Here is a 10,898-nt window from a genome sequence, read left to right on the forward strand (position 1 = left end):
CTCATTTTTCGTACGTGCGCAGCCCGTTGCCGATGGCGAAGAAGGTCGGCGCCCACTCTCCGATGAAGATGCCCCAGCGGTCCGCCCGGGCGACGCCCGCGCGCTCCAGGTTCTTGGAGAGGAACCAGCTGGTGAAGGAGAGCCCGATGCTCACAAACCCGGCCAGGTAGGCGTGCTCGGCCTTGATCCCCGACTCGTGCAACCGTTCCAACATGCGATCCCCCTGTCGCGGCCGACGGCTCCCGGGCACGACCGCACGCCGCGCCGGTGCCGCTAGAGTGGCGGCCCCGGGAGGCCGACCGCACCTGACGCTACCGGCGGCGAGCGGGGCGTACCGGTGAGTTGCCGGAGTAGCTTCCGGTCGCCGTCCGCATGGCGTCCGTCGGCCCGGGTAGGCGGGTCGGCGACGGAGGGAGCGCACGGATGGGGGCACCAGATCGCCGGTATCCGACCGGGAGCCGGCCGGCGCGGCCGATCGGGGCGGCACCGATGATGCGGGTACGGTCCGCGTCCGACCCGGCCCCCGGCCGGCTGGAGAACGAGGATGTGGTCTTCCGGTTCGGCCCGCTGGTCGGGCTCCTGGACGGGGCGACCGTGCCGGAGGGCTTCGAGACCGGGTGCGTGCACGGGCCCGGCTGGTACGTCCGGCACCTGGCTGCCCGGATGGGCCTGGCGCTCGCGGCCCGCCCGGCGGCGACCCTGATGAGCAGCCTCGCGGCGGCCATCCTGGCGGTCCGCGCCGACCACGGCGGCGACTGCGACCTGGACCACCCGGGCACCCCGTCGTCCACGGTCTGCCTGCTGCGGGAGGGCGGCGACCAGGTGGACTACCTGGTGCTCTGTGACAGCCCGCTGGTGCTGGACACCGGCGGGCAGGTGAGCGTGGTCTCCGACGAGCGGCTGGACACCGCCATGGCGGAGCTGCGCGACACCGCCGCCGGGCTGCCCGCGGGCGGGGCCGACCCGATGACCCGGTTCCGGCACGCGGTGCTGGCGCAGCGGGAGCGGATGAACCGGACGCACGGCTACTGGGTGGCGGCCGCCGACCCGGACGCGGCGTACCACGCGGTGACCGGGACGCTGCCGCTGCGCGGGCCGGGGGCGCTGCACCGGGCGGCGCTGCTCAGCGACGGCGCGTCCTGCGCGGTCGAGCAGTTCGGCCTCTTCGACTGGGCGGGGTTGCTGGACGTGACGGCCGCCGAGGGGCCGGAGGGGTTGATCGGGCGGGTTCGGGCCGCCGAGCGCGATCACCCGGACCGGTTGCGCCGGCACAAGCGGACCGACGACGCCTCGGTGATGTTCTGCGAGTTCGACCCGACGGACTGAGCCGACGGCTGACAACTGAGCGTGAGGCGGAACACGGAGGCGGTCCGACCGGCCGGTACCTTCCGCCGGACCGGCAGTCCCCGCCCAAAGGGGTGGACTGCGGCCGGTACGGACGGCAGACTGCGGCACGTGGCGGGTGCGGTACGGCTTGAGCCGGTGGACGAGCGGAACCTGGAGCCGTTGCTCTCCGTAGCGGCCGCCGAGGCGGATCCGGACGACGTGATGCCCCCGGTGGACGCCCCGGCGGGCTGGTCGCTCGTCCGCCGTGAGGCGTTCCGCGACTTCCACCGGGCCAGCTTCGGCGGCCTGGACGGCCCCACCCGCACCCGGATGTACGCCATCCTGGCCGGCGGCGAGGTGGTGGGGTTGGTCCGGATGACCCGCTGCGACCAGCCCGGCACCGTGGAGACGGGGATGTGGCTGGGGCGCTCGGCCCGGGGGCAGGGCCTCGGCGCGTCGGCGCTGCGCGAGCTGCTGAACGCGGCCGCGGCGGCCGGCATGCACACGGTGGTGGCCGAGACGACCGCGGACAACGCCGGCGCGATATCGGTCCTCAGGAAATGCGGCGCGAAATTGCGCGAGGACGCCGGCAAGGTGCGCGCGGAAATGTGTCTGGATTCCGCCCTACCGGCCCTCTGATGCGTTTGCTTGCCTTGCGGCAAGGTTTGCCTACTCGCTGTTCGGCGCGGCACTGCTGACCGTTTTGCGACTCTTTGTTCTCCCTCGGGACCGGTATCCGAATGCGCTGTGACGCAGGCCCCGAGAATTGCGGGGAAATGTTTCGCGGTTAGGCCCACGGGTACTGCCGGCCGGGTCCGCTAATACGGGATGCCCGGTCGCAGGCCCATTTCGCGCTACTCCCCGGAGCTCTTTTCCGGCCTGCCCCCACGAACGGCGTCGACGTCCCCGGGGAGCGAAGGAGAGCTGATGAAGAGCGGAGCACGGGTCGCGCTGGCGGTGGGCTTCGGGTACCTCCTGGGCCGCCGTAGGAAGCTGCGTACCGCCCTGACCCTGGCCGCCGCGGTGGCCGCCGGTCGGGCCAGCCAGAACCCCGGCGGGCTGTTGAAGTACGGCATGAACCTGCTGAACACCAGCCCCCAGCTGGGCAACCTCTCCAAGCTGGGCGCACCCCTGGCCACCGCCGGCAAGGCGGCGGCGACGGCCGCCGCCGGCAGCGGCATCGACGCCCTCAGCGGCAAGCTGCGCGGCAGCGCGGACGCGCTACGGCGGAAGTCCGGCGGGGACCGGCCGGACGCCGACGCCGCCGCGGAGGTTCGGTCGGCGCCCGACGAGGAGCAGGAGCTCGACGACCAGCCCGAGGCGGTAGACGACTACGACGACGACTCCGACCGGGACGACTCCGACCGCGACGAGCAGCCGGTCGCGGCGCGTCGGCAGCGGGGGCGGTGACATGGCGGCCAATAGGAACCTCGCGGACAAGGCACGCGACCAGCTCGGCGGGGAGCTGCGCAACCTGGCGACCGCGATCGGCGAGCGGGCGGTCCAGGTGGTGACCGAACGGCTCACCGGCGCCACCGGCCGGCTCAGCGAGTACGCGAAGTCCGGCGGCGGCCCCGGCCTGGTCGCCGCCGCCACCGGCGCACAGAAGCTGGCCGAGGGGCACTCCCCGATGAAGGCCATGTTCCATGCCGGCCTGGCCGGCGGTAAGGAGAAGCTGATGTCGGCCTTGGGCGGAGGCGGCGGCAAGGGCGGTAAGGGCAAGAAGAAGCTCAAGGTCACCAACATCGTCGAGACCATCGAGGTCGGCGTGCCGGTCCGGGTCGCGTACAACCAGTGGACCCAGTTCGGCGACTTCCCGAGCTTCATGAAGAAGGTCGAGAGCGCCGACGCCCAGGACGACGGGAAGTCCACCTGGAAGGCGCAGGTCTTCTGGTCGCACCGCAGCTGGGAGTCGCAGGTCGTCCGGCAGATCCCGGATCGGCTGATCCACTGGCGGTCGAAGGGCGAGAAGGGCTCGGTCGACGGCACCGTCAGCTTCCACGAGGTCGGCCCGGACCTCACCCGGATCCTGGTCGTCCTGGAGTACCACCCGCAGGGGCTCTTCGAGCACACCGGCAATCTCTGGCGGGCCCAGGGCCGACGCGTCCGGCTGGAGCTGAAGCATTTCGTCCGGCACGTGATGACCCAGACCGTGCTCGACCCGGATTCGGTCGAGGGCTGGCGTGGCGAGATCGAGGACTCCCAGGTGGTCAAGGACCACGAGACCGCGCTGCAGGAGGAGCAGGAGCAGCAGCGCGAGCGGGAGGAGCCCGGCCGGGAGGAGCAGGGCCGGGCCGAGGAGGCCGAGGAGGAGCGCGAGGAGCGCCGACCCGCCGAGCGCGGCCGCCGTCGTCCGCCGCAGCGCCGCCGTCCGCCCGAGGAGGAGGAGTACGACGCCTACGACGATGGCGAGGACTACGACGAGGGGTACGACGAGGAGGAGGAGCCCGAGCAGGAGCAGCCGCCGCCGCGTCGCCGGCAGCCCGAGCGGGCCCGCCGTCAGCAGCCGCGGGAGGAGCGGGAGCCGCGCGAGGAGCCGCAGCGCCCCCGCCCGGCGGCCCGACGTGCCCCGGAGCCGCCGCGCCGTCCGGTGGTCCGCCGCCGGCGTGAGGAGCGTGGCGAATGACGATCGCGACGACGACCGGCAGCGAGGCCGGTGGCGCCCTGGAACGCGGCACCGGCGGTGGTGCCGGGGGCACCCTGGCCGACGTGGTGGAGACGGTGCTGGACAAGGGCGTGGTGATCGACGCGCAGGTCTCGGTCGCCGTGGTCGGCATCCAGCTCCTGGAGATCAACGCCCGGATCGTGATCGCCAGCGTCGAGACGTACCTCCGGTTCGCCGAGGCGGTCGACCGGCTGAGCATCACCCCGAAGAACCAGAAGGGGCTGCCCGACCTGGTCGGGGACGCGGCCGGGGCGGCGACCAAGGGCAAGGCGATCTCCGGTCTCGGGAAGGCGGCCCAGGAGATCAGCGGCGCGGTGGCGGACTCGCTCAGCGACCGCGGCCGCGAGCGCGAGCGGGAGCGGGAGCGGCCACGCCGACGCCGGGACGAGGAGCGTTGAGATGACCGACGAGCAGACGCAGCCGGCCGGCGAGGTCGGGCTGTTCATCTACGGCATCGTGCCGTCCGACGTGGAGCCGACCCCGGACGCGGAAGGGGTCGGCAATCCGCCGGGCGAGGTGACCGCCGTTCCGCACGGCGACCTGGCCGCGCTGGTCAGCGAGGTCGGACTGGAGGAGCCGATGGGCCGGCCGGCCGACCTGACCGCGTACCAGACGCTGCTGGACGGGACGGCGGCCGTCGCGCCGGTGCTGCCGGTCCGGTTCGGCACGGTGGTGACCGGGCCGGACGCGGTCGAGGACCTGCTGGCGGCGCACCACGACCGGTTCGCCGCCGCCCTCGACGAGTTCGAGGACCGGATGCAGTACACGGTGCACGGCCGCTTCGACGAGGAGGAGACGATCAGCGACTTCCTCGCCGAGAACGCCGCCGCCGCCGCGCTCGCCGACCAGGTGCGCGGCCGGCCGGAGGCGGAGACCCGCGAACAGCGGATCCGGCTCGGCGAGATGATCAGCCAGGGGGTGGAGCTGCGCCGCGAGGCGGAGAACCGGGCGCTCATCGACGCGCTCACCCCGCACGCGGTGGCCCATGCACCGCGCCCGCCGAGCAGCGAACTGGACGCGATGAACGTCGCCTTCCTGGTCGCGACCGACGACGAGGAGGACTTCGTCCGGGCGGTGGAGGATTTCGCCGAGCAGCGGCGGGACCTGATCCGGATGCGGCTGCTGGGCCCGCTCGCCCCGTACGACCTCGTCAGCGCACACCAGTTGGTGGAGTGAGGACATGGACATCCTCTGGAGCCTGCTGACCCTGCCGTACGCCCCGGTGCGGGGGCTGACCGCGGTGGTCAAGGTGATCGACCGGGAGGCGGAGTCGCGGCAGTACAACCCGGTCAACATCCGGCACGAGCTGGAGGAACTGGACCAGGCGGCGGAGGTCGGCGACATCACGCCGCAGGAGCGGGACCGGGGACAGCAGCAGGTCCTGGACCGGCTGACCACACCGGCCGGCGGCGCGGGGCGTACCCGTTCCGACGCCGCCGGCCGGCCGTCGCCGGCCCGGGAGACCGGCCGACGACGGACGGCCGTTCGACGGGGCGGCCAGCACCGCGGGCGAGGGGACTGACATGACAACAACACGCGTCCGTGGCGAGGGCGATCGGGAGCGCCGGCGCGACCGGGGTGCCCGCGACGACGACCGGTACGCCGGCGAGGAGCAGTACGAGGAGGTGTCGGCCGCGGAGGCGGCCCGGGAGGGGCTGCGCCAGATCGTCGGGCTGACCGGCAAGGACCCGCTCGGCATCACCTCGATCCAGCCCACCGACGACGGCTGGCTGGTCGGGGTGGAGGTGGTCGAGGACCACCGGATCCCGGCCTCGACCGACCTGCTCGGCCTCTACGAGGTGGAGCTGGACATGACGGGCAGCCTGCTCGGCTACCGGCGGACCCGCCGGTACCAGCGCGGCAAGGGGGACGGGGGCTGAGATGACGATGCCGCGACCACCCTCGGTGGTGCAGAACTCCGGCCAGGTCCTGCCGGCCGGGCACGAACCGGCGAACCTCGGCGACATCCTCGAACGGGTGCTCGACCGGGGCATCGTCATCGCCGGTGACATCCGGGTCAGCCTGCTCGACATCGAGCTGCTGACGCTGAAGCTGCGGCTGGTCATCGCCTCGGTGGACACCGCGCGGCAGATCGGCATCGACTGGTGGGAGCACGACCCGTGGCTCAGCTCGCGGGCCCGCCCGCCGGTCGAGCCGGGGCCGCGCGACCCGGAGGAGGTGGAGGCGTCCCGACGGCCGAGGGTGGCCGCCCGGGCCGAGCGGAGGGAGCGGGATGAGCACGACCGCTGAGACTGAGACCACGCCGCTGGACGGCGCCCCGGAGACCGGCACGGGCGTGTGGCTGCACGGCGTGACCGCCGACGTCGACCCGGCCACGCTCGCCGGGATCGCCGGGATGGACGGCGCCCCGGTCCGCGCGGTCCGGGCCGCCGGCCTGACCGCCGTGGTCAGCGCCGCCCCGCTGGTCGAGTACGGCGAGGCGGCGCTGCGCCGCAACCTGGAGGACCTGGGCTGGCTGGAGCGGGCCGCGCGGACCCACCACACGGTGGTCGACGCCCTGGCGCGAGCCGGCGCGGTGGTGCCGGCCCGGCTCGCCACGGTGCACCGCGACGACGACCGGGTGGCGCGGGTGCTCACCGAGCGGCGCGACGAGCTGTCCGCCACCCTGGCCCGGCTCACCGACCGCGAGGAGTGGGGCGTCAAGGGGTACGTCGTTCCCGGCGCGCAGCCCCGCACGGCGGAGGCCGCCGGTGGCGGCGGGGCCGGTGCGGCGTACCTGCGGCGGCGGCGGGCCCAGCTCACCGCCCGCGAGGAGGGGCAGCGGATCGCCGCCGACGCCGCCGCCACCATCCACACCGCACTCGCCGGGTACGCGGTCGCCGCCCGCCGGCACGCCCCGCAGGACCGGCGGCTCTCCGGCGCGGCCACCGCGATGGTGCTGAACGGGGCGTACCTGATCGACCGGACGGCGCTGGACGGCTTCTCCGCGCTCGTCGGGGAACTCGCGGACCGGCACCCGGAGCTGCGGCTGGAGCTGACCGGCCCGTGGCCGCCGTACTCCTTCGTGGCGGAACCGTCGGCCGAGCCGGCGCGCCCGGTCCGGGAGCCGGCGCGGGGGCCCGCATGGCGGTGACCTCACTCTCCCCGAGCAGCGCCGACGACCCGCTGGCCTACCGGCCGGTGGCGCTCGTCGACCTGCTCGACCGGGTGCTCGCCACCGGCGTGGTGATCACCGGGGACATCACCCTGGCGATCGCCGACATCGACCTGGTCCGGATCTCGCTGCGGGCCCTGGTCGCCTCGGTCGGTGCGCTCGCCCCGCCCGATCTGCCCGCGACGGACGCCGTTCCGGCGGCGGCCCTCGGCCCTGTCCTGGAGGCGGAATGACCGCCCCCGGCCGCGGCCCGAATCGGGACGAGCCGAGGCGGGACGGGGCGGCCGACCTGGCGGCGGCGCTGGGGGAGCCGCGGTGGGAGGCGCCAAGGGTCCGCCCGCTGGACCGGCGGCTCGCCGTGGACTCCGACTCGGTCGAGCGCGGCCTGGCCAGCCTGGTGCTCACCGTCATCGAGCTGCTGCGGCAGCTGATGGAACGGCAGGCGCTGCGCCGGGTCGACCTCGGCGACCTGACCGAGGCCCAGATCGAACGGGTCGGCGCCACGCTGATGGCGCTGGAGGAGCAGATGACCCAGCTCCGCGAGTACTTCGGGCTGTCGCCCGAGGACCTCAACCTCGACCTCGGCCCGCTCGGCCCGCTGCTGCCGACGGACTGACGGCGGGGCAGCCACAGCGGAAACCGCTGCCTACACTGCCGCCGTACCCGAGGAACCAGTTTCGATTGATGACGACGCGCGCGAACCCGGCGACTTCCTCATCGGCGGCCTGCTGATGCGCATCGACGCGGCGATCAGGAGCACCGTACGTCGGACCCGTCCCTGACGCTGGCGGCGCCGCAGGGCGCAGGCGGCCGCCTGGCCGCGAGTGATATGCCTGAGAGTCATGTTTATGCCTCTCAGGCATATCGCCTCCGGCGAACAGTCTCGTGAGCGGCATCGCGAGAGACGCCGTCCCGGGGCGAGGCATCAGCCGGCCCGCTGCTCGGCGTACGCGGCCAGCCAGGCCACCTGGGCCGGGTCCAGCGACGGGCGGACGCGGGCCCGCGCGGCCGACACGTGGGCGGCGGCGACCGTGGCGGCGGTCAGCGACTCGCGCATCGCGGCCAGTGCCGCCTCGCGGACCAGGGCGGCGCAGTCGGCCGCCGAGAAGCCGGCCAGCTCGTCGCCCAGCCCGGCCAGGTCCACGTCCGGGGCGAGCGGCACGTTACGGGACGCGGCCCGGAGGATCTCCGCCCGGGCCGGTCCGTCCGGCGGCGGCACGTAGACCAGCCGTTCCAGCCGCCCCGGACGGAGCAGCGCCGGGTCGACCAGGTCCGGCCGGTTGGTCGCGCCGACCACCACCACGTTGCGCAGCGACTCCACCCCGTCCAGCTCGGTGAGCAGGGCGGCGACCACCCGGTCCGTCGTACCGCCGTCGGTGGCCTGGCCGCGGACCGGGGCGAGCGCGTCCACCTCGTCCAGGAAGATCAGCGTCGGCGCGGCCTCGCGGGCCCGGCGGAACAGCTCCCGGACCGCGCGTTCGCTCTCGCCGACCCACTTGGACAGCAGCTCCGCGCCCTTCACCGACAGCACGTTCGCCCGACCCGACCCGGCCAGCGCGGTGACCAGGTACGTCTTTCCGCAGCCCGGCGGCCCGTAGAGCAGCACTCCACGCGGCGGCGTCACGCCCAGCCGGGCGAACGTGTCCGGGTAGGTCAGCGGCCAGAGCACCGACTCGGTCAGTGTCTCCTTGACCTCGTGCAGGCCGCCCACGTCGTCGAGGGTGACCGAGGCCAGCTCCAGGGTGGACGCGGCCATCGTGGTCGGCCGGACCACCTCCAGCGCGGCGGTGAAGTCGGCCATCGCCACCGTCGGCGTCTCGGCCGCCTTCTGCCGCAGCGCGGCGCGCACCCCCGCCTCCCGGACCAGCGCCGCCAGGTCCGCCGCGACGAACCCCGGGGTACGCCCCGCCACCTCGTCCAGCCGGACGTCCTCGGCCAGCGGCACCTGCCGGGTCAGCACGGTGAGCTGCTCCCGGCGCAGCGCCTGGTCGGGCAGCGGCACGGTGATCCGCAGGGAGAGCAGGTCCGGGGCGCGCAGCGCCGGGTCCACCGCCTCCGGCCGGCCGGTGGTGCAGACCACCGCCGCGCCGGCCCGGACGGTCTCGGCGAGCACCTGCCGGAACACCGTCGCCACCGGCCCGGGGTCGTCGGCCGGGGCGAGCGCCTCCACGTCGGTGACCAGCAGGACGGCTGCGGCGTCGTCGCGTACCGCCGCGGCGGCCTCGCGCAGCCGGCGGGCCGCCGCGTCGTTGCTCAGCGCGGCCACCTCCGGCGCCCAGATCGGGCAGACCCGGGCCCGGACCCGGGCGGCGACCGCGCGGACCAGCGCCGCCTTGCCGGACCCGGCCGGCCCGCTGACCAGTACGCCGAGCGAGACGGTGGTGCCCAGCCGGCCGAGCACCTCGCGGTGGTGGAAGCCGAGGTCGAGCAGCTCGGTCAGCTCCTCGGCCTGCGCCCGCAGCCCGGGCAGCTCGTCGACGCTCGGCGCCTCCTCCGGCTCGACCAGCCCCGGGCCGGTCCCGGCCGGCGCCCCGGACGTCCCTGCCGCCCCGCCGCCCCGCCCGCTCGGGCCGCGGGCCGCTCCACCGCCGACGGTCGTGGCGTCGGTGAGCCGGCCCGCCGGGTCCTGCCCGAGCGGTCCGGAGCCGCGCGTCGCCGGGCCGTGCTCCCAGCCGACCACGGTGTCCATGGTGACCAGCGCGCCGGCGTCCGGCTCGACGGCGGTCACGGTGAGCAGGGTGCTGGTCCAGGCGTAGCCGACGGTGTTGGCCAGGCTGCGCCGGGCCGCCTCGACCAGGCTGCGGACCGAGGCGTCGGGGAGCACGTCCTGCGGCAGCAGCGAGACGTCGTCCCCGGCGGTCACCACCTTGCCGAGCAGGGCGAGGCGCAGCATCTCCGGGGAGACCGCGGCGACGATCTCCACCGGGCCGGTCAGGGTGACCCGACGGGCCGGGGTCACCGGCAGCGGGCTCAGCGTCACCTGCCCGCCGTCCCGGACGCCGAGGTTGCCCAGCAGCAGGTCGTCGGCGTACAGCAGGGCGGTGCTCGCGGCCCGGTCGGCCGGCGCGGCGATGCCGGCGGTGACCCGCCGGCCGGCCAGCCGGACCGGGTCACCGGGGCGCAGCGCCAGCGCGGTCAGCACCTCGGGGTGCAGCCGGACGACGCCGCGGCGGGCGTCCAGCGCCGCCGGCCGGAGGCTCGCGGTGAGGATCAGGTCGGGTGCCGCCACCCGCCCGACAGTAGCCGCCGGCACCACACCCCCGCCGGGCGGTGCGCGGGCGTCAGAGCGGCCCGTCCTCCAGCAGCGACGGGTCGCGCCGGATCATCTCGGCCAGCCGGGCCGCCGGGTCGGTGCTCAGCCCGTCCTGGCCGGGGGCCGGCACGGTCTTCACCGACATCGGCCAGACCGGCGGTGGCGCGACCGTCGCCTCCCCGCCGACCGTCACGTCCGGCCCGGCCCAGGAGACCCGCAGCGGGTACGCCTGCCCGTCGTGCTCCACCCGCAGGGTGACGATCAGGCCGGGATGCTCGGCGACCACCTGGCGGACGGCCTCGGCCACCTCCTCCACCGGGTCCCGGTCCACCGGCCGGCTCGCGCCCCGCAGCCGGTACGCGCCGTGCCCGTCCCGGGGTGACCCGGCCGCCGTGGGCTCCTCCCCGGCGGCCTCCTCGTCCGGGCCACCCGCGCGGCGCCGCAGCGCCTCCTCGCGGCGGGCCAGCCGGGCCAGTGTCTCGTCCAGGTCACCTCTCATCACGTCCACCCCTTTCCATGAAACGGGTCGAACCGACGGT

The 10,898-nt window shown here is 74.9% G+C and carries 12 protein-coding genes and 4 pseudogenes; 12 read left to right on the plus strand and 4 right to left on the minus strand.

Annotation, left to right across the window (positions count from 1 at the left end; genetic code table 11):
* Nucleotide 1: 1 nt before the first annotated feature.
* Nucleotides 2-214 carry a hypothetical protein gene (locus OG799_RS31080; protein ID WP_406040212.1) on the minus strand — a complete coding sequence of 71 codons (213 nt, stop codon included), beginning with the start codon at nt 212-214 and terminating at the stop codon, nt 2-4.
* A 275-nt stretch (nt 215-489) separates the two neighbouring features.
* On the opposite strand from OG799_RS31080, the gene OG799_RS31085 reads away from it, so the two are divergent.
* From OG799_RS31085 to OG799_RS31140, 12 genes and pseudogenes are all read left to right on the plus strand, one after another.
* Nucleotides 490-1,326: a hypothetical protein gene (locus OG799_RS31085; protein WP_406040214.1), complete on the plus strand. Its 837-nt coding sequence runs from the start codon at nt 490-492 to the stop codon at nt 1,324-1,326.
* Between the two features lie 129 nt (nt 1,327-1,455).
* Nucleotides 1,456-1,965 carry a GNAT family N-acetyltransferase gene (locus OG799_RS31090; protein WP_406040216.1) on the plus strand — a complete coding sequence of 170 codons (510 nt, stop codon included), beginning with the start codon at nt 1,456-1,458 and terminating at the stop codon, nt 1,963-1,965.
* A gap of 288 nt (nt 1,966-2,253) precedes the next feature.
* Entirely contained in the window at nt 2,254-2,736 is a 483-nt protein-coding gene (locus OG799_RS31095; RefSeq protein ID WP_406040218.1) for a hypothetical protein, read from the plus strand.
* A 1-nt stretch (nt 2,737) separates the two neighbouring features.
* On the plus strand, nt 2,738-3,952 hold the full coding sequence (locus OG799_RS31100; RefSeq protein WP_406040220.1) for an SRPBCC family protein: 1,215 nt from the start codon (nt 2,738-2,740) through the stop codon (nt 3,950-3,952).
* A gap of 74 nt (nt 3,953-4,026) precedes the next feature.
* Nucleotides 4,027-4,176: pseudogene (gvpJ, locus tag OG799_RS31105) on the plus strand (gas vesicle protein GvpJ); the annotation flags it as partial.
* Between the two features lie 214 nt (nt 4,177-4,390).
* Nucleotides 4,391-5,167 carry a GvpL/GvpF family gas vesicle protein gene (locus OG799_RS31110; RefSeq protein ID WP_406040222.1) on the plus strand — a complete coding sequence of 259 codons (777 nt, stop codon included), beginning with the start codon at nt 4,391-4,393 and terminating at the stop codon, nt 5,165-5,167.
* Between the two features lie 4 nt (nt 5,168-5,171).
* Nucleotides 5,172-5,513, plus strand: a complete 342-nt coding sequence (locus OG799_RS31115) for a gas vesicle protein GvpG (RefSeq protein WP_406040224.1) — start codon at nt 5,172-5,174, stop codon at nt 5,511-5,513.
* Nucleotide 5,514: 1 nt separating this feature from the next.
* Nucleotides 5,515-5,871 carry a gas vesicle protein gene (locus OG799_RS31120; protein ID WP_406040226.1) on the plus strand — a complete coding sequence of 119 codons (357 nt, stop codon included), beginning with the start codon at nt 5,515-5,517 and terminating at the stop codon, nt 5,869-5,871.
* A gap of 7 nt (nt 5,872-5,878) precedes the next feature.
* Nucleotides 5,879-6,073: pseudogene (gvpJ, locus tag OG799_RS31125) on the plus strand (gas vesicle protein GvpJ); the annotation flags it as partial.
* 151 nt (nt 6,074-6,224) lie between these two features.
* Entirely contained in the window at nt 6,225-7,085 is an 861-nt protein-coding gene (locus tag OG799_RS31130; RefSeq protein ID WP_406040228.1) for a GvpL/GvpF family gas vesicle protein, read from the plus strand.
* Nucleotides 7,076-7,339 (plus strand): gas vesicle protein, encoded by a 264-nt coding sequence (locus OG799_RS31135; RefSeq protein WP_406040230.1) that lies wholly within the window; start codon nt 7,076-7,078, stop codon nt 7,337-7,339. The genes OG799_RS31130 and OG799_RS31135 overlap by 10 nt, the downstream gene beginning before the upstream one ends.
* On the plus strand, nt 7,336-7,722 hold the full coding sequence (locus OG799_RS31140) for a gas vesicle protein K (protein ID WP_406040232.1): 387 nt from the start codon (nt 7,336-7,338) through the stop codon (nt 7,720-7,722). The genes OG799_RS31135 and OG799_RS31140 overlap by 4 nt, the downstream gene beginning before the upstream one ends.
* Before the next feature lie 309 nt (nt 7,723-8,031).
* Here the strand turns inward: OG799_RS31140 and OG799_RS31145 are convergent.
* The 3 genes and pseudogenes from OG799_RS31145 to OG799_RS31155 all read right to left on the minus strand — a co-directional run.
* Nucleotides 8,032-9,597: pseudogene (locus OG799_RS31145) on the minus strand (AAA family ATPase); the annotation flags it as partial.
* Between the two features lie 150 nt (nt 9,598-9,747).
* A pseudogene (locus OG799_RS31150) lies at nt 9,748-10,335 on the minus strand (ATPase); the annotation flags it as partial.
* A 52-nt stretch (nt 10,336-10,387) separates the two neighbouring features.
* Nucleotides 10,388-10,858: a hypothetical protein gene (locus OG799_RS31155; RefSeq protein WP_406040234.1), complete on the minus strand. Its 471-nt coding sequence runs from the start codon at nt 10,856-10,858 to the stop codon at nt 10,388-10,390.
* Nucleotides 10,859-10,898: the final 40 nt, after the last annotated feature.

Source organism: Micromonospora sp. NBC_00898 (genome assembly GCF_045207895.1).
Lineage (GTDB): Bacteria > Actinomycetota > Actinomycetes > Mycobacteriales > Micromonosporaceae > Micromonospora.